This is a genomic window from Mycolicibacillus trivialis (assembly GCF_002102395.1).
In the GTDB taxonomy this organism is placed as follows: Bacteria; Actinomycetota; Actinomycetes; order Mycobacteriales; family Mycobacteriaceae; genus Mycobacterium; species Mycobacterium triviale.
This window is the reverse complement of sequence record NZ_LQPZ01000008.1, coordinates 40,358-60,822: the sequence shown is the minus strand read 5'-3', so window position 1 is coordinate 60,822 and position 20,465 is coordinate 40,358. Positions and strand designations below refer to the sequence as shown.

Below are 20,465 nucleotides of genomic sequence, written 5' to 3'. Positions count from 1 at the left end.
CGTTTTCGGGCCTATGCGCCCGCTGGCGCGTCGATTTCAGGGCTACACCGGCGATCGGTGCTCCGCGATCACGCTCTCAACCCGCAAAACCGCAGGTCGCATCAGCGCGACTCGAGCCGGCCACGCACCTCGCCGACCACCTCAGCCAGCGGCACCGGTACCTGCTCGCCGCTGCCGAGATCTTTCACGCCCACCACGCCCGCGTCGATGTCGCGCTCACCGGCGACCAGCGCCACCCGCGCACCGGACCGGTCGGCGGCCCGCATCGCGCCCTTGAGGCCGCGGTCGCCGTAGGCCAGATCGACCCGGACGCCCGACGCCCGCAGTGCGGCGGCCAGCTGCGCCAACTGCAGCTTGGCTCGCTCCCCCAACGGCACCCCGAACACCTCGCAGCGCGCGGTGGAGCCGACGGTCTTGCCTTCGGCGGCCAGGGCCAGCAGGGTGCGGTCCACCCCGAGGCCGAACCCGATGCCGGACAGGTCCTGCCCACCGAGCTGATGCATCAGCCCGTCATAGCGGCCGCCACCGCCGATGCCCGACTGTGCGCCCAGCCCGTCGTGGACGAACTCGAAGGTGGTCTTGGTGTAGTAGTCCAAGCCGCGCACCATGCGCGGATTGATCACATACGGCACGCCGAGCGCGTCCAGGTGCTCGCGCACGGTCGAGAAGTGGTCCCGCGCGGAGTCCGAGAGGTGATCGAGCAGCACCGGCGCATCGGCGGTGAGTTCACGCATCCGGGGGCGCTTGTCGTCGAGCACCCGCAGCGGGTTGATCTCGGCGCGCCTGCGGGTCTCTTCGTCGAGGTCCAGCCGGAACAGGAACTCCTGGAGCAGCTCGCGGTAGGCGGGCCGGCAGGTCTCATCGCCCAGGGACGTGAGTTCCAGGCGGAAGCCGTCGAGCCCCAGGGAGCGGAACGCGGTGTCGGCCAACGCGATGACCTCGGCGTCGAGCGCCGGGTCGTCCACGCCGATCGCCTCGACGCCGACCTGCTGCAACTGCCGGTAGCGGCCGGCCTGCGGGCGTTCGTAGCGGAAGAACGGTCCCGCGTAGCAGAGCTTGACCGGCAGCTGCCCCCGGTCCAGGCCGTGTTCGATCACCGCGCGCACCACCCCGGCGGTGCCCTCCGGCCGCAGCGTCACCGAACGGTCGCCGCGGTCGGCGAAGGTGTACATCTCCTTGGAGACCACGTCGGTGGATTCGCCCACGCCGCGCGCGAACAGTGCGGTGTCCTCGAAGATCGGCAACTCGATGTCGCCGTAGCCGGCGCGCCGGGCCGCGGCGAGCATGCCGTCGCGCACGGCCACGAAGGCCGCCGAATCCGGCGGCAGATAGTCCGGGACGCCTTTGGGGCCGGCGAAGGCGCTGTATCCGCTCATCCGCTCAGCCCCTCCAGGAACGGGTTGGTGCGCCGCTCGAGACCGATCGTGGTGGCCGGGCCGTGGCCGGGGTAGACCACGGTGTGGTCGTCGAGCACCAGCAGTTTCGCCACGATCGAGCCGAGCAGGTCACGCCCGCTGCCGCCGGGCAGGTCGGTGCGGCCCACCGATCCGGCGAACAGCGTGTCGCCGCTGAACACCACGTCGTGCGGGCCGTCGGGTGCGGCGCCGGGAACGCGGAAGCAGACCGAGCCGCGGGTGTGGCCCGGGGTGTGGTCGACGGCGACGGTGATGCCGCCGAGCTCGACCTTGTCACCGTCGCGGTCGAGTTCGACGACCTGCTTGGGCTCACGGAACAGTGCGCCGAGCGCCAACTGGCCCAGTCGCGGCCCGAAACCGCGGATCGGGTCGGTCAGCATGAACCGGTCCTCGGGGTGGATGTAGGCGGGGATGCCGTAGGTGTCGCACACCTTCTGCGCTGACCAGATGTGGTCGATGTGGCCATGGGTGATCAGCACGGCGGCCGGGGTGAGCCGGTTCTCGTCGAGGATCCGGCGCAGCTCCCCCATCGCGCGCTGACCCGGGTCGACGATGAGCGCGTCCGCGCCGGGCCCCTCGGCCAGCACATAGCAGTTGCACGCCAGCAGCCCGGCGGGAAATCCGGTGATCAACACGCCGTCCAGTTTCCCATCGGGTGGTGTCGGCGGCACACACCAGGGCTGGCAGACTCTTGCCGAGGGACACGACCACGGAGGATGAGCTGCGGTGCCGACCAACGAACAACGACGCGCGACGGCCAAACGCAAACTCGAGCGGCAGCTGGAGCGACGCGCCCATCGGGCCCGCCGCCGCCGGATGCTGACCATCGCCGGGTCGATCGGCGGCGTGGTCATCCTGGTGGCCGCCGGTGTCTTCGCCGTGGTCTCGCTCAACGGCGACTCCGATTCCACGGCCGCGCCCTCGGGCGAGACCACCGACCCCGGCCTGGACGGAGTGCCGGGCCTGCCGGAGTTCACCGCGAAGTCCGGCAGCGTCTCGTGCAGCTACCCGGCGTCGGACAAGAAGGCCGTCAAGGACGTCGAGCCGCCGAAGACGCAGGACGGCAAGGTGCCCACCGAGCCGGCCACGGTCAGCATGTCGATGATGACCGACCAGGGGCCGGTCGGGTTGATGCTGGACAACGGCAAGTCGCCGTGCACCGTCAACAGTTTCATCAGCCTGGCGCAGCAGAACTTCTTCAAGGACACCCCGTGTCACCGGTTGACCACCGCACCCACCCTGCGGGTGCTGCAGTGCGGCGACCCGGGCGGCGACGGCAAGGGCGGCCCGGGCTATGAGTTCGCCAACGAATACCCCACCGACGAGTACGAGGCGGGCGACCCGGCGCTGCAACGCCCGGTGGTCTACCCGCGCGGCACGTTGGCGATGGCCAACTCCGGCCCCGACACCAACGGCAGCCAGTTCTTCCTGGTCTACGGCGGCTCGCAACTGCCGCCGAACTACACCGTGTTCGGCACCATCCAGGACGACGGGCTGGAGACCCTGGACAAGATCGCCGATGCCGGAGTGGCCGACGGCACCACTGATGGCGCCCCGAAGACTCCGGTGACGATTGAGTCGGTGCTCCTTGACTAGGGCGGTGCGGGCCGCCGCGGCGGCCGCGGGTCTGGTGGCGCTGGTGGCCGGCTGTTCGGGTGCCGAGCAGCCGCCGACCGCATCTTCGACGGCGTCGGCGACCTCGACCGCCACATCGCCGCTGACCCGACCGGCCGACCCGCGTCCGTACGACGGCCGGCTGCCGCAGTTCACCCCGCCGCCGCAGGCGGGCTCGAACTGCCAGTATGCGCCCACCGGCCAGTCGCCCGCGAAGAACGTGGACGCACCGCCCACCGGTGAGGTGCCGACCACTCCGGCGAGTGTCGCCGCGACGATCGCCACCGACCAGGGGCCGATCGGGCTGGAGCTGAACCAGGCCGAATCACCGTGCACGGTCAACAGTTTCATCAGCCTCGCGCAACAGGGCTTCTTCGACGACACCGACTGCCACCGGCTGACCACCGCCGACACCCTGCAGGTGCTGCAGTGCGGCGATCCCAGCGGTAACGGCACCGGCGGGCCGGGCTACGAATTCGCCAACGAATACCCCACCGACCAGTACCCGCCGGGCGACCCCACCCTGCAGCGCCCGGTGCTCTACCCGCGCGGAACCCTGGCGATGGCCAACGCCGGCCCCGACACCAACGGCAGCCAGTTCTTCCTGGTCTACGGCGACTCGCAACTACCGCCGAACTACACCGTGTTCGGCACCATCGGGGACGAGGGGTTGCAGACCCTGGACGGCATCGCCGACGCCGGAGTGGCCGACGGCAGCAGAGACGGCGCACCCGCCACCCCGGTGACGATCACCTCGGTGCACCTGGACTAGACCATGACCTCCTCCCACCAACCCACCGACCGCCGCCGGCTGCTGCGTCACCTCCTGGTGGTGCTGCTGGTCGTCGTGTTCGCCTACCTGGTGGCCGTGACCGCGTCGCTGGTGATCGGCGATCAGCAGAAGGGCTCCGACCTCGAGCGCCTCGGCGGCACCCGCGTCACCCTGAGCCCGCGGACCTTCGACGGCACGCCGCTTCCGGCCGACGAGATGAGCAGCGCCGAGAAGATCCTCGGCGCCCGGCTCAAAGCCGCGGGCATCCGAAACGCGGAGACGGCCGTCGACGGTGACACGGTCGTGGTCAGCGTTCCCGGCGACGATCCCGGCCTGCCCACCGATCTCGGCGCGCGCCGACAGCTTTTCGTACGCCCGGTGCTCGAGTCTCTTCCCGCCGCACCGGCCGACGGCCGCATCACCCCCACGCCGACACCCGCCGAGGGCCCGCTCGCCGAGCGGGTCAGGGCCGAGCAGAAGACGCGGCAGAGCGACGACCGACTCATCCAACTGCAGGCGCTGCAAGCCCAGACCGACCGCTGCGGCCGGGCGGACCCGTTGGCCGGCTACGACGACCCCGGCCTGCCGCTGGTGACCTGCTCCACCGATGGCACCACCGCCTACCTGTTGGGACCGGCGATCCTCGACAACGACCAGATCGAACGCGCCGCCGCCGAGGTGGACAAGGACTCCGGCACCAACCTGGTCGAGGTCATCCTGACCGGCGACGGCAAGAAGATCTGGGCGAAGTTCACCGCCGAGAACATCGGGGTGGCCGCCGCCTTCAGCCAGGACTCCACGGTCCTGAGCGCACCGGTCATCCAGGAAGCCATCCCCGGCGGACGAGCCCAGATCACCGGCAACTTCAGCGCCGAAGACACCCGCGATCTCGCCGCCGAGATCAGCCAGGGCCCGCTTCCGGTGGCCTTCGAGGTCACCGACTCCGAACCGGTGGCGGCCACGCCGTCGTCGTCGAACTTCTCCTCCCCCGAGTTCGGGCTGATCGCAGGCGGGTTCGTGGTGATGGTCGGGCTGATCGGCGGGTTGGTCTTCCTGATGGCCCGCGAACGGTCCTGACCCGCAACCCCGCTCAGGCCGCCGAGGTCACCCGGTAGACGTCGTAGACGCCTTCGACGTTGCGCACCACGTTGAGCAGGTGCCCCAGATGCTTGGGGTCACCCATCTCGAAGGTGAAGCGGCTCACCGCAACCCGGTCCCCGGAGGTGGTCACCGAGGCGGAGAGGATGTTGACCTTCTCGTCGGCCAGGGCGTGGGTGATGTCGGAGAGCAGCCGGTGCCGGTCGAGCGCCTCCACCTGGATGGCGACCAGGAACACCGACGACGCCGACGGGTTCCACTTCACGTCGATGATCCGTTCCGCCTGCTCCAGCAGCGACGAGGCGTTGGTGCAGTCGGTGCGGTGCACGCTGACCCCGCCGCCGCGGGTGACGAAGCCCATGATCGTGTCACCGGGCACCGGCGTGCAGCATTTGGCCAGCTTCGTCAGCACGCCCGGCGCCCCGGGCACCTCCACTCCGACGTCGTCGCCGCTGCGTTCCCGGCGCGGCAGCATGGTGGCCGGGGTGGACCGTTCGGCCAGTTCGTCTTCGGCGTCATCGGATTCCAGTGCCGACACCAGTTTCTGGACGACGTGTCGCGCCGAGGTGTGGCCCTCCCCGACCGCCGTGTAGAGCGCCGAGACGTCCGCGTAATGCAGTTCGCGGGCCAGCGCCGCCATCGACTCGCCGCTGACCAGCCGCTGCAGCGCCACCCCGGTGCGACGCGCTTCGCGGGCGATGGCGTCCTTGCCCGCCTCCAGTGCCTCCTCGCGGCGCTCCTTGGCGAACCACTGCCGGATCTTGGCTTTGGCGCGCGGGGAGACCACGAAGCCCTGCCAGTCGCGCGACGGCCCGGCGTTCTGCGCCTTGGAGGTGAAAACCTCCACCACTTCCCCGTTTTCGAGCTTGCGTTCCAGCGCCACCAGCCGGCCGTTGACCCGTGCGCCGATGCAGCGGTGTCCCACCTCGGTGTGCACCGCGTAGGCGAAGTCGACCGGGGTGGACCCGGCGGGCAGCGTGATGACGTCGCCTTTGGGGGTGAAGACGAAGATCTCCTTGACCGCCAGGTCGAATCGCAGCGACTCGAGGAATTCGCCGGGGTCGGCGGCCTCCCGCTGCCAGTCGAGCAGTTGGCGCATCCAGGCCATGTCGTCGATCTCGGCGGCGGCGTGCGGATGCGGTACGGCGTTGCGGCCCTTGGCCTCCTTGTAGCGCCAGTGCGCGGCGATCCCGTACTCGGCGGTGCGGTGCATGTCGCGGGTGCGGATCTGCACCTCCAGCGGTTTGCCCTCCGGGCCGACGACGGTGGTGTGCAACGACTGGTAGACGCCGAACCGGGGCTGGGCGATGTAGTCCTTGAACCGCCCGGCCATCGGCTGCCACAGCGAGTGCACCACGCCGACCGCGGCGTAGCAGTCCCGGATCTGTTCGCACAGGATCCGGACACCGACCAGGTCGTGGATGTCGTCGAAGTCGCGACCCTTGACGATCATCTTCTGATAGATCGACCAGTAGTGCTTCGGGCGCCCCTCCACCGCCGCATCGATCTTGGCGGCGGCCAGCGTCGTGGTGATCTCGGTGCGCACCTTCGCGAGGTAGGTGTCGCGCGACGGCGCACGGTCGGCCACCAGCCGCACGATCTCCTCGTACTTCTTGGGGTGCAGGATCGCGAACGACAGGTCTTCCAGCTCCCACTTGACCGTCGCCATTCCCAGCCTATGCGCCAGCGGCGCAATCACTTCCAGGGTTTCACGAGCCTTGCTGGCCTGTTTCTCCGGCGCCAGGAACCGGATCGTGCGCATGTTGTGCAGCCGGTCGGCGACCTTGATCACCAGCACCCGCGGATCACGGGCCATCGCGATGATCATCTTGCGGATCGTCTCGCCCTCGGCGGCGCTGCCCAGCACCATCCGGTCGAGCTTGGTGACCCCGTCGACCAGGTGGGCGACCTCCTCGCCGAAGTCGGCGGAGAGTTCGGCGAGTTGGTAGCCGGTGTCCTCCACGGTGTCGTGCAGCAGGGCGGCGACCAGCGTGGTGGTGTCCATGCCCAGCTCGGCGAGGATGTTGGCGACCGCCAGCGGGTGGGTGATGTAGGGGTCGCCGGACTTGCGCATCTGGTGGGCGTGGCGTTGCGCGGCGACCTCGTAGGCCCGGCCCAGCACCGCCACGTCGGCCTTCGGGTAGACCTCGCGGTGCACCGCGATCAGCGGTTCGAGCACCGGGCTGATGGCGCCGCGCTGGGAGGTCATCCGGCGGGCCAGCCGGGCACGCACCCGCCGCGACGCGGCCGCCGACGCCTTGAGCACGTCGGTGCGCTCGGCAGCCGGTTCGGGGGGCAGCACGTCGGCCAGCGACATGGGCTGGGTCGGCTCGCTGCCCGCGGGCGCGCTACCCCGGTCCTGCTCCGTCACGGTGTGCACCTCCGCCCCCGAGGATAATCACTCCCATCCCGCCCCGGGCCGACCGGCGCGGTTTCCCCGGCCGTCGCGCGGCCGGTCAGGCCAGGCACAGGCTGTGCACCGGCACCGGCGAGATCGCCCGTCGCCCGTCGAGCGCGGCCAGTTCGAGCACCACGGCCGCGGCCTGCACGGTGGCACCGCAGCGTTCCAGCAACCGCCGGGCGGCGGCCACCGTGCCGCCGGTCGCCAGCACGTCGTCGACGATCACCACCCGCCGGCCCAGCAGCGTGATGCCCTCGGCCGGGATCTCCAGCGCAGCGGTGCCGTATTCCAGCCGATAGCTCTCCCGGTGCACCGGCGGTGGGAGTTTCCCGCCCTTGCGGACCGCCAGCACGCCCAGATCCAGCCGGGTCGCCACCGCCGCCGCGAGCAGGAACCCGCGCGCGTCCAGCCCGGCGACCAGGTCGGCGCCGTGGGCCGCTTCGGCCAGCCCGTCGGTGACCGCGGCGAGCCCGGCAGCGTCGGCGAACAGCGGCGTGAGGTCCTTGAAGGTGACTCCGGGGGTGGGAAAGTCGGGTACCTGGCGGGTCTTGGCGATGATCAATTCGCCCAGTGGGGTCACCGCGACAACGCCCAGCGGTCCATGTTCCACCCCGCGCCCCAGCGGGTCGGGTTGGCCAGCACGCCGTACATCTTCTGCGGGGTGAGCACGGTGCGCTGCTGACGGTACAGCGGCAGGGTGGGCATGTCGGCCCACAGCACCGGCGCCGCGTCGGCCAGCAGCCGAACCCGCTCGGTGGGGCTGGTCGTCACCGCCAGCGCACCGATGATGAAGTCGACCTTGCCGTTGGCGTAGCCGGAGAGGTTGTTGCCGTTGCCGGCGTGCAGGCTGTAGGAGTCCATGGCCGCCGACCCGGTCGATCCGCTGCCGGTGGCGCCGCCGAGGCTGGCCAGCAGGACGTCGATCCCGCCGTCGCGCAGGGTCTGCGGGCCGACCTCCGGTTCGGCGACGGCGACGACGTCGATGCCCGCCGGGGCGCAGGCGCGGGTGATCTCGCCGACCGCCGCGGCCAGCCGGGCGTCGGGGCCGCGGTAGCCGATCCGCACGGTCAGTGGGGTGTCGCCGAGTTCGGCGCGCGCGGCGTCGGGGTTGGCGGGGGTGAACTCGCCGGCCTCCGAGGCGGCCTCCACGCCGCTGAAGGCGTCGTCGAAGGCGGTGTAAAGCCGGGCGTTGGCGACCGGCACGCCGGCGTTGGCCGCGATCACGTCGCGCGGGGTGCACAGCGCGAGCGCCCGGCGGGCGTGGACGTCGGCCAGCGGGCCGCCCGCGGCGAAGATGAGCTGTTCGATGCCGTCGGCGGGGGTCTCCAGCTTCTGGTAGCCGTCCGGGGCCACCAGCAGTCCCGAGGACCCGGTGGCCACGTCGACGACGTCGACGTCACCGTCGTCGACCAGGTCCTGGATGTCGGCGCCCTGGGGGCTCACCCGCACCTTGCCGGTGGCGGGTGGGGCCTTCCACCACCGGTCGTTGGCGACCAGCAGCACCGCCCCGTCGTCGTCGACCCCGTCGATGCGGTAGGGGCCCGAGGACGGGAACTTGGTGAGGTCGAGGTCGGGGTGCAGGTCCCAGATCGTGTTCCAGGACTGCGCGACCTGCTCCACCAGGGGGCTGTCCGGCCCGTTGAGCGCCATCGTCATCTCGCCGCGGTCCACACCGAGGTCGTCGGCGATGACGTGGGCGGGCATCAGCGCGGTGGCGGTGAACAGCTCGTTGTAGTCGACGAAGTTGCGGTCCGCGCCGAAGCTGACCCGCGCCTTCTTCTCACCGGGCTGGCAGTCCACGCCGACGATGTCGGCGTAGCCGGCCCGGTTTGCCGCGTCGAACGCCGGGAAGCGGCCCGACTGCGCCGCCCAGGTCAGCACCATGTCGTCGCAGGTGACCGGGGTGTCGTCGGAGTAGACGGCCTCCCCGGCGATCTCGTAGTCGAGCACCAGCGGGGCGCGACCGACCACCGCGACGGTCCCGAAGTCGTTGTCGGCGACGACCTGGCCGTTGGGGCCGTGGTAGCCGAACCCGGTGAACGTGCGCGCGAAGGCCTGCGCGCCCGCCGACGCCGCCCCCACCACCGTGTTGGTGTTGTAGCTGACCAGGGCGCCGTCCACGACGTACTCAAGGCGGTCGGCCCGCCCGCCCCAGCAGCCGGTGAGGCCCAGCGGGCCGGCCAGCAGGCAGATCGCCGCCGCGATCAGGACACGCCGACGGTGCACGCCCATGCCGGCTACCGCCGTTTACCGCTGGGACGCCCCTGCCTGGGGCGGGTCGGTCGCACCGGCCGGGCTCCGGGGGCGGGCTTGCCGGCCGCCGGCTCGGTGTCGGCTGCGGCGGCCGCGGGGGCCGCGGGGGCCGTAGCGCTCACCGTCTCCTCGGCGTCGTCGGCGGCGGTGTCCGGCTCGGCGCCGGCGGCGGGCGCACCGGCGACCCGCTCACGGCGCTTGAGCACCTTGCGAGTGTGGTTGCGCACCAGCTCGGTGCGTTCGCGCATGCTGACCAGCAGCGGTGTGGCGAAGTAGATCGAGGAGTAGGTGCCGACGATGATCCCGACCAGCTGCACCAGCGCCAGATCCTTGAGCATCCCCACGCCCAGCAGCCAGACGGCCACGACCATCAGCGCGATCACCGGCAGTACCGCGATCACGCTGGTGTTGATCGAGCGCATGAACGTCTGGTTGACCGCCAGGTTGGCCTGTTCGGCGTAGGTCCGCCGGGTGGTGTGCTGGAAGCCGTGGGTGTTCTCCTCCACCTTGTCGAACACGATGACGGTGTCGTAGATGGAGAAGCCCAGGATGGTCAACCAGCCGATGACGGTGGCCGGGGTGACCTCGAACCCGATCGCGGCGTACACCCCGGCGGTGACCACCAGGTCGAACACCATGGACGCGAGCGCGGAGATCGCCATGTACCGCTCGTAGCGGGCGGCGATGTAGATCGAGACCAGCACCAGGAACACGACGATCGCCAGCATCGCCTTCTTGGTGATCTGGCCGCCCCAGGTCTCCGAGACCGCGGAGTCGCTGATCGCCGAGGCGCTGGGCTGGCCGTCCTCACCCTTCGGGTGGAAGGCGTCGAACAGCGCCGACTTCAGCGCGGCGGTCTGGTCGGTGTCCAGGGTCTGCGACCGGATCTGGATGGTCTTGGAGCCGCCGGAGCCGACCTCCACCACCGCTTCCGGGCCGAACCCGACCGTGTCGGTGAACACCTCGGTCACCTGCGCGACTTCGGCGTCCCCGCGCGGGAAGGACACCGTGGTGCCGCCCTCGAAGTCGATGCCGAAGCTGAACCCGCGGATCAGGATGGCGGCGATCGACAGCGCGAAAATCGCGCCGCTGACCACGTACCACAGCCGTCGGCGGCCGACGACCTCGAAGGCGCCGGTGCCGGTGTAGAGGCGGTTCAGGAAGCTGTGGTGGGGCAGCTCGGCGTCGCCGGTGGTCGCGGTGGACGCGGTGAGCTCGGTGGCCGTGCCGGCCTCGTCGTCGGTGCTCGATTTGGCAGCCACGCGCTACCCCCTTCCCGTCGAGGTGCCGGCCGCGGAGCGTCCCAGTGCCCGGCGTTCCCGCGCCACCTGCTGGACCGCGCCGAGCCCGTTGTAGGCCGGTTTGGCCAGCGTGGTCGACTTCGACGTCAGATAGACCAGCGGCCAGGTCACCAGGAACACCACCACCAGGTCCAGGACCGTGATCAGCCCCAGGGTGAAGGCGAAGCCCTTCACCTGCCCGACGGCCAGGACGTAGAGCACCGCGGCGGCCAGGAAGGTCACCGCGTTGCCGGAGACGATCGTCTTGCGGGCGCGCACCCAGCCGCGCGGCACCGCCGACCGGTAGGAGCGGCCCTCGCGGATCTCGTCCTTGATGCGCTCGAAATACACGACGAACGAGTCGGCGGTGGTCCCGATCCCGATGATCAGACCGGCGATGCCGGCCAGGTCGAGGGTGTAGTTGATGTAGCGGCCCAGCAACACCAGGATTCCGTAGGCCATCACCCCGGCCAGTACCAGCGACAGTGCGGTCAGGATGCCCAGGACCCGGTAGTAGACCAGCGCGTAGATCAGCACCAGCAGCAGCCCGATCGCGCCGGCGATGAGGCCGGCCTCCATCGACCGCAGGCCCAGCGACGCGGAGACGGTCTGGGCCTCGGAGGCCTCGAACGACAGCGGCAGCGAGCCGTACTTGAGGACGTTGGCCAGTTCCCGGGCCTGCGACTGGGTGAAGTTCCCGCTGATGCGGGTGCGCCCGCCGGGGATGGCCTCCTGGATCTGCGGGGCGCTGACCACCTGGGAGTCCAGCGTGAAGGCGGTGGCGGTGCCGACGTTGCGGGCGGTGAAGTCCGCCCAGGTGTCGGCGGCCTCACTCTTGTAGGTCAGCTCGACGATGTTGCCGCCGCCCTGCTGGTCCATCCCGGAGGTGGCGTCTTTGATCTGGTCCCCGCTGATGATCGACGGGGCGAGCAGGTAGGCGGTCTTGCCGTCGGTGGAGCAGGTCACCAGCGGTAGCGTCGGGTCGTCGTTGCCGGCCAGGACATCCTCTTCGCCCTCGCCGCAGCGCATGGACTGGGCCAGCAGCGCCCGGATCTGGATGAACTGGTTGTCGCTCTGCCGGAGCTGCTTCTCCATCTCGATGCGGTCGGCCAGCGCCTGGCGCTTGTCGCCGGGGGCGGCGGGGCCCTCGGCGTCGTCGGGCTGGTCACCACCCGGTGTCGGGGCGGTGCTCGGACTGGGCTCGGGGCCGGGTTCCGGGCTGGGTGCCGGTTCCTGCGGGAACGGTCGCGGCTGTGGCGCCGGTGGGGCGGTCTGCGCCGGGGTGGGTTCGGTGGGCTCGGCGCCGTCGGCCGGTGGCGCCTCGGCGGGCAGTTCGCCGGGCAGCCCGGCGTCGGGCAGCCCCTCGGCCGGCAGCTGCGGTTGCTGCTGCTGTTCGTCGGCGCTGCGGGCCGGGATCGCCTCGAGCACCGGGCGGATGTAGAGCCGGGCGGTCTGACCGAGGTTGCGGGCCTCGTCGCCGTCGTTGCCCGGCACCGTGATCACCAGGTTGTCGCCGTCGATGACCACCTCGGACCCTGACACACCCAGGCCGTTGACGCGCGCACCGATGATCTCCTGGGCCTTGGCCAGCGCGTCGCGGGTGGGCCGAGACCCGTCCGGGGTGCGCGCGGTGAGCGTCACCCGGGTCCCGCCCTGCAGGTCGATGCCGAGCTTGGGTTCGGGCTTCTTGTCCCCGGTGAGAAAGACCAGCAGGAAGGTGCCGATCAACAGCGCCAGAAACACGGAAAGGTAGCGGGCAGGTTGCACCGGCGCCGAAGGCGATGCCACGTTCTTGTGTCTCCTCGCTTGACGATCAGTTCGACAGCACCCGCAAAGAGTACGTGGCGCTGGGCCGGATCACGGGCCGGCCTCAGTCCGCGGTCAGCGGTTCCGTCTCGTTGGCGGTGAGTTCCTCGGCTTCGGAGGTGTCCCGGCCGGCGCCCTCGGGCTCCTCACGATCCCGAATCGCCAGCTTCATCCAAGTGGTGACGACCCCGGGCGCGATCTCCAGATCGACGGTGTCCTCGGTGATCGCGGTGATGGTGCCCTGCAACCCGGACGTGGTGTGCACCCGGTCCCCGATGCGCAGGGCTTCGTGCAGGTCGATGGTGGCCTGCATGGCTCGTTTCTGTCGCCGCGACGCGAAGAACATGAAGGCGCCGAGGACGACGAACAGCGGCAGGAAGACGACCAGTTGTTCCATGGTGACGACAATCTTTCCGGTTGCTCGTTTCTACAGCTCACCAGTGTGCCATTAGCCCCGGCCGGGCCGAGCGGGGACCACCGTTAGAACGATCCCGCCGCGATCGCCGTGACCGGTGTTTAAAGTGAGGCCGCAGGAGGAATCAATCTCAGGACTAGAACCGGATGACCTTGGAGGCACCGATGAAACTGCTGCATCAACTCGCGCCGGTCGCGATGGCGATGCTCGCCCCGCTGGGTGCGGTCGCCGCGGTGACCATCGCCACGCCGGCGGTCGGCTCGGCGGAACCGTTGAACTGCCCGGCCGGACAGTGGTGGGACCCCACCGCCAATGTGTGTCGCCCGCTGAACCAGGGTCCGCAGCCGCTGTTCTGCGACAACGGCTGGTGGTGGAACCCGGCGACCAACGAGTGCGCGCCGCCGGTGCTGCCGCCCAACTGACCACACCCCCGCCCTGACCCCCCGACCTCCGCGCGAGGGCCGGCGGTGACCCGGGCCGCACTGGGTGCGGCCCGGTGGGTCATCTCACAGCGAACGGGCACGGAACCGCCATACCGGAATTAAATTAGTTTTGCTAACGTAGTTTCCGGTGTGGGCGCAATGTGGAGCCCGCCGCCTCGACCTTTGATGACCGCTAGATCCGCTTTGGGGTTTGTTATGTCCGTTGTTACTTCCGAGGACGTCCAGGAACGGCGCAGCGCCGAACTGGCCGCCACCGACCCGCAGTTCGCCGCCGCCCAGCCCGACCCGGCCGTCGCCGCCGCGGCCGAGGACCCGGACCTGACGCTGCCGCAGGTGATCCAGACCGTGCTCGACGGCTACGCCGACCGGCCGGCGCTGGGCCAACGGGTCGTCGAGTTCGTCGCCGATCCGTCGACCGGGCGCACCGTCGCCGATCTGCGCCCGGCGTTCGAGACGATCACCTACCGGGAACTCTCCGATCGGGTGGAGACGCTGGCCAAGGCCTGGTCGGCCGACGTGGTCTCCCCCGGTGACCGGGTCTGTGTGCTGGGCTTCACCAGCATCGACTACACCGTGATCGACGTCGCGCTGGCCAGGCTCGGTGCGGTGTCGGTGCCGCTGCAGACCAGCGCCGCGCTTGCCCAGCTGCAGCCGATCGTGGCCGAGACCGAGCCGGTGGTGCTGGCCGCCAGCGTCGCCAACCTGCCCGACGCCACCGAACTCGCGCTGGCCGGCCGGCCCGCCCGGCTGGTGGTGTTCGACTACCACCCGCAGGTCGACGACCACCGCGACGCGCTGGCCACCGCCCGGGAGCGGCTGGCCGAGGTCGGCGTGGCCGTCGAGACGTTCGCCGAGGTGCTCGACCGCGGCGCCGCCGCGACCGGCCGGCCCACCCCGCCCGCCGAGGACAACCCGCTGGCGCTGCTGATCTACACCTCCGGTTCGACCGGTGCACCCAAGGGCGCGATGTATCCGGCGGTCAACGCCGCCAAGATGTGGCGGCGGACGAACAAGGACTGGTTCGGTCCCAGCGCCGCCTCGATCACGCTGAACTTCATGCCGATGAGCCACGTCATGGGCCGCGGCATCCTCTACGGGACGCTGGCCAACGGCGGGACCGCCTACTTCGCCGCCAGCAGCGACCTGTCGTCGCTGCTGGAGGACCTCGCGCTGGTGCGCCCCACCGAGCTGAATTTCGTGCCGCGCATCTGGGAGATGCTGTTCCAGGAGTTCCAGGCCGAGGTCGACCGCCGCACGGTCGACGGCGACGACCGCACGGTCGTCGAGCAGGAGGTGCTCGCCGAGCAGCGCCGCGACCAGTTGGGCGGCCGGTTCATCTTCGTGATGACCGGTTCGGCGCCGATCTCCGATGAGCTCAAGGCCTGGGTGACCGACCTGGTCGAACAGCCCGTGCTCAACGGCTACGGCTCGACCGAGGCCGGGATGGTCACCTTCGACGGTGAGGTCCAGCGCCCGCCGGTGGTCGACTACAAACTGGTCGACGTCCCCGACCTCGGCTACTTCGCCACCGACCATCCGCATCCGCGCGGTGAACTGCTGGTCAAGACCGAGAACATGTTCCCCGGCTACTACAAGCGGCCGGAGGTGACCGCCGAGGTGTTCGACGCCGACGGCTTCTACCGCACCGGTGATGTGGTCGCCGAGATCGGCCCGGACCACCTGGTCTACGTCGACCGGCGCAACAACGTGCTCAAGCTGGCCCAGGGCGAGTTCGTCACCGTCGCCAAGCTGGAGGCGGTCTTCGGCAACAGCCCGCTGGTGCGACAGATCTACCTCTACGGCAACAGCGCCCAGCCCTATCTGCTGGCCGTGGTGGTGCCGACGCCGGAGGCGCTCAGCGCCCACAGCGTCGAAGAACTCAAGCCGCTGATCGCCGACTCGCTGCAGGCCGTGGCCAAGGACGCCGACCTGCAGTCCTACGAGGTGCCGCGCGACTTCCTCATCGAGACAACGCCGTTCACGCTGGAGAACGGTCTGCTCACCGGGATCCGCAAGCTGGCGTGGCCGAAGCTCAAGGCGCACTACGGCGAACGCCTCGAAGCGCTCTACACCGAACTGGCCGAAGGCCAGGCCAACGAGCTCAACGAGCTTCGACGCCACGGTGCCGACGCTCCGGCTCTGCAGACGGTCAGCCGCGCCGCCGCCGCGCTGTTGGGCGCGGCCAGCAGCGACTTGGGCCCGGACGCGCACTTCACCGACCTGGGCGGAGACTCCTTGTCGGCGTTGACGTTCACCAACCTGCTGCACGAGATCTACGACGTGGATGTGCCGGTCGGGGTGATCGTCAGCCCGGCCACCGACCTGGCCGGCCTCGCCGACTACATCGAGGAGCAGCGCAGCGGTCCGCAGCGGCCCACCTTCGCCGCCGTGCACGGCCGTGACGCGATCGAGGTGGCCGCCGCCGACCTGACCCTCGACAAGTTCATCGACGCCGATCTGCTGGCCACCGCACCCACCCTGCCCGCCGCGCCCAGCACGGTGCACACGGTGCTGCTCACCGGCGCCACCGGCTTCCTGGGCCGCTACCTGGCGCTGGACTGGCTGGAGCGGATGTCGCACGTGGGCGGCACCGTCGTGTGCCTGGTGCGCGCCAAGTCCGACGAGGAGGCCCGGGCCCGGCTCGACGCCACCTTCGACAGCGGTGACACCGGGCTGCTGTCCCGGTACCGCGAGCTGGCGGCCGAGCACCTCGAGGTGCTCGCCGGGGACAAGGGCGAGGAGAACCTGGGCCTGGACGCGGCGACCTGGCAACGTCTGGCCGACACCGTCGACGTCATCGTCGACCCGGCGGCACTGGTCAACCACGTGCTGCCCTACAGCCAGCTGTTCGGACCCAACGTGCTGGGCACCGCGGAGCTGCTGCGATTGGCCATGACCACCACGATCAAGCCGTACACCTACGTCTCGACGATCGGGGTGGGCGACCAGATCGCACCCGGTGAGTTCGTCGAGGACGCCGACGTGCGGACGATGAGTCCGGTGCGGGCGATCAACGACGCGTACGCCAACGGCTACGGCAACAGCAAGTGGGCCGGCGAGGTGCTGCTGCGCGAGGCCAACGACCTGTGCGGGCTGCCCGCCACGGTGTTCCGCTGCGACATGATCCTGGCCGACACCAGCTACGCCGGCCAGCTCAACCTGCCCGACATGTTCACCCGGATGATGCTGAGCCTGGCCGCCACCGGTATCGCGCCCGGCTCCTTCCACGAACTCGACGCCGAGGGCAACCGCCAGCGCGCCCACTACGACGGTCTGCCGGTGGAGTTCATCGCCGAGGCGATCGTGGAACTGGGCGCCAAGTCCGGGGCGGGATTCGCCACCTACCACGTGATGAACCCGCACGATGACGGGTTGGGCATGGACGAGTTCGTCGACTGGCTGATCGAGGCCGGCTACCCCATCCGCCGGATTCCCGAGTACGGCGAGTGGCTGCAGCGGTTCGAGACCAGCCTGCGGGCGTTGCCGGAGAAGCAGCGGCAGGCGTCGCTGCTGCCGTTGCTGCACAATTACCAGAAGCCGGCGCCGCCGATCCGCGGGTCGATCGCACCGACCGACCGGTTCCGCTCTGCGGTGCAGGACGCGAAGATCGGTGCGGACAAGGACATCCCGCACGTCTCGCGGGAGGTCATCGTCAAGTACATCACCGACCTGGAGTTGCTCGGGCTGCTCTGAGCACGGATTTCCGACGCGAACGCCCCCGATTCACCGCGGATCGGGGGCGTTCGCGTCACTCGGCACCGCCCGATCCGGGGCCGCGCGGTGCGGTGTTCCCTGAAATCGACACGAATATCGCGGAATTGGCCGTTTTTTACGGCTATGTGCCGGTGAGCGTGTCGATTTCAGGGGATATCGGCGGGGTGTGGCGCCGCGCTCACTCGAATAACCCCTGCTGGCCCGCTCCGGCCGGCGGCGCCATCCCCAGGTGGGTCCAGGCAGTCGGGGTCGCCACCCGACCGCGCGGGGTGCGGGCGATCATCCCGGCCCGCACCAGGAACGGCTCGCAGACCTCCTCGACGGTGGCGGCCTCCTCCCCCACCGCGACCGCCAGCGTCGACACCCCGACCGGCCCACCCCCGAAGCTCCGGGTCAGCGCCGAAAGCACCGCGCGGTCAAGCCGATCCAGCCCTAGTTCGTCCACGTCGTAGACCGCCAGCGCGGCCTTGGCGACGTCGCGGGTGATCACCCCGTCGGCACGCACCTCGGCATAGTCGCGCACCCGGCGCAGCAGCCGGTTGGCGATCCGCGGGGTACCGCGCGAGCGCCGGGCGATCTCGGCGCCGGCCTCCCGGCCCAACTCGATGCCGAGGATTCCCGCCGAGCGGGCCAGCACCCGCTGCAACTCCTCGGGCTCGTAGAAGTCCATGTGGGCGGTGAACCCGAACCGGTCGCGCAGTGGCCCGGTGAGCGCCCCCGACCTGGTGGTGGCGCCCACCAGCGTGAACGGCGCCACGTCCAACGGAATCGAGGTGGCTCCTGGCCCCTTGCCCACCACCACGTCGACGCGGAAGTCCTCCATCGCCAGGTAGAGCATCTCTTCGGCGGGGCGGGCGATGCGGTGGATCTCGTCGATGAACAGCACGTCATGCTCGACGAGGTTGGACAGCATCGCCGCCAGGTCGCCGGCCCGCTCCAGCGCGGGCCCCGACGTCACCCGCAGCGAGGAGCCCAACTCGGCGGCGATGATCATCGCCAGCGAGGTCTTTCCCAGCCCCGGCGGTCCGGACAGCAGGATGTGATCCGGTGTGCCGCCGCGATTCTTGGCGCCCTCGATGACCAGTTGCAGCTGCTCGCGCACCCGCGGCTGGCCGATGAACTCGTCGAGCGATCGCGGCCGCAGCCCGGCGTCGACGTCGCCCTCCCCGACCGTCAGCGCCGGGGAGACCTCCCGCTCCTGCGGGTTGTCGTCGGTCATTTGCGGCCCAGCATCGACAGGGCGGCGCGCAGGGCGCTCGCGGTGGTCGCCTCCTCGCCGCTGTCACCGGCGGCGGCCAGCACCTTGTCGGTGGCGTCCTCGGCCTGCTTGGCCGGGAACCCGAGACCCACCAGTGCCTCGACCACCGGCGCCCGCACCGCGTGCCCGTTGGCCGCGGCCGGCCCGGCGGCGACACCGGCGACCGCACCGACCTTGTCCCGCAGTTCGAGCACCATCCGTTCGGCGCTGCGCTTTCCGACACCGGGCACCCGGGTCAGCGCGGTGATGTCGGAGTCCGCGATCGCCTGGCGCAGCGCGGGCGCGTCGTGCACCGCCAGGGTGGCCAGGGCGATCTTGGGACCGATCCCCGAAACCGACAGCAGGGTGCGGAACAGGTCGCGGTCCTCGGCGTCGGGGAAGCCGTAGAGCGTCTGGGAGTCCTCCCGCACGATCATCGCGGTGACCAGCCGGGCCTGCTCGCCGCGCCGCAGTGTCGCCAGCGTCGCCGGGGTGGCGTTGACCTGGTAGCCGACTCCGGCGGCTTCGATCACCGCATGGTCCAGCGCGATCTCGAGCACCTCGCCGCGCACCGACGCGATCATGCCCGGGCCGCCTTCAGCCGGGCCTGGTATTTCTTGCGCGCCTCGGCGGCCAGCGCCTCGGCGGCCGCCATCCGCGCGATCATCGGCGCCCGCCAGCAGTGGCAGATGGCCAGCGCGAGCGCGTCGGCGGCATCCGCCGGGGTAGGCTTCTGCTGCAACGCCAGGATGCGGGTGACCATCGCGGTGACCTGCGCCTTGTCCGCCCGGCCGTTACCGGTGACGGCGGCCTTGACCTCGCTGGGGGTGTGGAAGTGCACGTCGATGTCGCGGCGGGCGGCCGCCAGCGCGATCACACCGCCGGCCTGGGCGGTGCCCATCGCGGTGTTGGCGTTGGAGTTGGCGAAGACCCGCTCGATGGCCAGCACGTCGGGACGGTGGGTGTCCAGCCAGTGGTCGACCGCGTCGCTGATCGTCAACAGCCGCCGATGCAGCGGTTCGCCGGCCGGGGTGCGCACCACGTCGACGTCCAGCGCGGTGACCGTGCGGCCCTGTCCGCCCTCGACCACCGACAGCCCGCACCGGGTCAGTCCGGGGTCGACGCCCATCACTCGTACCGCACGCATGTTCGATACTGTAGTGCTCCGGCCGGACCCGCCGGGGTAGACACACCGGGGCCGGCGCCGCGGGCGGCTACTCCTCGGCGTCGAGTTCGGCGGCGACGTCGTCGGGGATGTCGACGTTGGTGTAGACCTCCTGCACGTCGTCGCTGTCCTCGAGTGCGTCGACGAGTTTGAGCACCTTGCGCGCGCCGTCGAGGTCGACCGGCACGGTGACCGACGGCTGGAATCCGGCCTCGGCGGAGTTGTAGTCGATCCCGGCGTCCTGCAACGCGGTGCGCACCGTCACCAGATCGCCGGGTTCGGTGATGACCTCGAAGACCTCGCCAAGGTCGTTGACGTCCTCGGCGCCCGCCTCCAACACGGCGGTGAGCACGTCGTCCTCGGTGAGACCGTTCTTGTCCAGCGTGATCACGCCCTTGCGGCTGAACAGGTAGGCCACCGAACCCGGGTCGGCCATGTTGCCGCCGTTGCGGGTGACCGCCACCCGCACCTCGCTGGCCGCCCGGTTGCGGTTGTCGGTGAGGCACTCGATGAGCACCGCCACCCCGTTGGGGCCGTAGCCCTCGTAGGTGATGGTCTCCCAGTTCGCCCCGCCGGCCTCCTCGCCCGCCCCGCGCTTGCGGGCCCGCTCGATGTTGTCGTTGGGGACCGAGGACTTCTTCGCCTTCTGGATCGCGTCGTACAGCGTCGGGTTGCCGCTCGGGTCACCGCCGCCGACGCGCGCGGCGACCTCGACGTTCTTGACCAACCGGGCGAACATCTTGCCGCGGCGCGCATCGATGACGGCCTTCTTGTGTTTGGTCGTCGCCCATTTTGAATGCCCGGCCATCGTTTTCCCGCCTCAAATCCCTCGAACTGATCGCGTGACGAGTC

General features: G+C 70.3%; 16 protein-coding genes and 1 pseudogene. 5 read left to right on the top strand and 12 right to left on the bottom strand.

All coding sequences use genetic code 11. From position 1 onward, the window contains the following. Nucleotides 1-101 precede the first annotated feature (101 nt). Nucleotides 102-1,376, bottom strand: a complete 1,275-nt coding sequence (hisS, locus tag AWC30_RS01770) for a histidine--tRNA ligase (protein ID WP_085108003.1) — start codon at nt 1,374-1,376, stop codon at nt 102-104. After that, nucleotides 1,373-2,050, bottom strand: coding sequence for an MBL fold metallo-hydrolase (locus AWC30_RS01765; RefSeq protein ID WP_085108000.1), 678 nt, complete (start codon nt 2,048-2,050; stop codon nt 1,373-1,375). Before AWC30_RS01765 ends, hisS begins: the two co-directional genes overlap by 4 nt. A 91-nt stretch (nt 2,051-2,141) precedes the next feature. Here AWC30_RS01765 and AWC30_RS01760 point away from each other — a divergent pair, with 91 nt between their 5' ends. From AWC30_RS01760 to AWC30_RS01750, 3 genes and pseudogenes are all read left to right on the top strand, one after another. Continuing rightward, nucleotides 2,142-3,011: a peptidylprolyl isomerase gene (locus tag AWC30_RS01760; protein WP_085107997.1), complete on the top strand. Its 870-nt coding sequence runs from the start codon at nt 2,142-2,144 to the stop codon at nt 3,009-3,011. 4 nt (nt 3,012-3,015) lie between these two features. Beyond that, a pseudogene (locus AWC30_RS01755) lies at nt 3,016-3,801 on the top strand (peptidylprolyl isomerase); the annotation flags it as partial. A gap of 3 nt (nt 3,802-3,804) precedes the next feature. Then, nucleotides 3,805-4,878: a SecDF P1 head subdomain-containing protein gene (locus AWC30_RS01750; RefSeq protein ID WP_085107992.1), complete on the top strand. Its 1,074-nt coding sequence runs from the start codon at nt 3,805-3,807 to the stop codon at nt 4,876-4,878. A 13-nt stretch (nt 4,879-4,891) separates the two neighbouring features. On the opposite strand, the gene AWC30_RS01745 is transcribed toward AWC30_RS01750, so the two are convergent. From AWC30_RS01745 to yajC, 6 genes are all read right to left on the bottom strand, one after another. Continuing rightward, a complete protein-coding gene (locus AWC30_RS01745; protein ID WP_085107990.1) occupies nt 4,892-7,216 on the bottom strand; it encodes a RelA/SpoT family protein in 2,325 nt (774 codons plus the stop codon). A gap of 139 nt (nt 7,217-7,355) precedes the next feature. Continuing rightward, complete coding sequence (locus AWC30_RS01740; RefSeq protein WP_234807901.1) at nt 7,356-7,880, bottom strand: adenine phosphoribosyltransferase; 525 nt, start codon at nt 7,878-7,880, stop codon at nt 7,356-7,358. Next, nucleotides 7,877-9,532, bottom strand: coding sequence for an ABC transporter substrate-binding protein (locus AWC30_RS01735; RefSeq protein WP_085107988.1), 1,656 nt, complete (start codon nt 9,530-9,532; stop codon nt 7,877-7,879). Before AWC30_RS01735 ends, AWC30_RS01740 begins: the two co-directional genes overlap by 4 nt. A 5-nt stretch (nt 9,533-9,537) precedes the next feature. Next, a complete protein-coding gene (secF, locus tag AWC30_RS01730; RefSeq protein ID WP_085107985.1) occupies nt 9,538-10,815 on the bottom strand; it encodes a protein translocase subunit SecF in 1,278 nt (425 codons plus the stop codon). Between the two features lie 3 nt (nt 10,816-10,818). Further along, nucleotides 10,819-12,621, bottom strand: a complete 1,803-nt coding sequence (secD, locus tag AWC30_RS01725; protein WP_085107982.1) for a protein translocase subunit SecD — start codon at nt 12,619-12,621, stop codon at nt 10,819-10,821. A gap of 82 nt (nt 12,622-12,703) precedes the next feature. Then, nucleotides 12,704-13,036, bottom strand: coding sequence for a preprotein translocase subunit YajC (gene yajC / locus AWC30_RS01720; protein WP_085107979.1), 333 nt, complete (start codon nt 13,034-13,036; stop codon nt 12,704-12,706). Nucleotides 13,037-13,218: 182 nt separating this feature from the next. Here yajC and AWC30_RS01715 point away from each other — a divergent pair, with 182 nt between their 5' ends. Further along, the gene (locus tag AWC30_RS01715) at nt 13,219-13,476 is read left to right on the top strand and encodes a hypothetical protein (protein WP_085107976.1); all 258 of its coding nucleotides are present in this window, start codon (nt 13,219-13,221) and stop codon (nt 13,474-13,476) included. Between the two features lie 216 nt (nt 13,477-13,692). Continuing rightward, nucleotides 13,693-17,190: a carboxylic acid reductase gene (gene car / locus AWC30_RS01710; RefSeq protein ID WP_085107973.1), complete on the top strand. Its 3,498-nt coding sequence runs from the start codon at nt 13,693-13,695 to the stop codon at nt 17,188-17,190. Between the two features lie 199 nt (nt 17,191-17,389). Here car and ruvB read toward each other — a convergent pair whose 3' ends face one another. The 4 genes from ruvB to AWC30_RS01690 form a co-directional block, all read right to left on the bottom strand. Then, nucleotides 17,390-18,430, bottom strand: coding sequence for a Holliday junction branch migration DNA helicase RuvB (gene ruvB / locus AWC30_RS01705; protein WP_085107970.1), 1,041 nt, complete (start codon nt 18,428-18,430; stop codon nt 17,390-17,392). Continuing rightward, on the bottom strand, nt 18,427-19,032 hold the full coding sequence (gene ruvA / locus AWC30_RS01700) for a Holliday junction branch migration protein RuvA (protein ID WP_085107967.1): 606 nt from the start codon (nt 19,030-19,032) through the stop codon (nt 18,427-18,429). Before ruvA ends, ruvB begins: the two co-directional genes overlap by 4 nt. Then, a complete protein-coding gene (gene ruvC / locus AWC30_RS01695; RefSeq protein WP_085107964.1) occupies nt 19,029-19,595 on the bottom strand; it encodes a crossover junction endodeoxyribonuclease RuvC in 567 nt (188 codons plus the stop codon). Before ruvC ends, ruvA begins: the two co-directional genes overlap by 4 nt. A gap of 67 nt (nt 19,596-19,662) precedes the next feature. Beyond that, on the bottom strand, nt 19,663-20,421 hold the full coding sequence (locus AWC30_RS01690) for a YebC/PmpR family DNA-binding transcriptional regulator (RefSeq protein WP_085107961.1): 759 nt from the start codon (nt 20,419-20,421) through the stop codon (nt 19,663-19,665). Between the last annotated feature and the right edge of the window lie 44 nt (nt 20,422-20,465).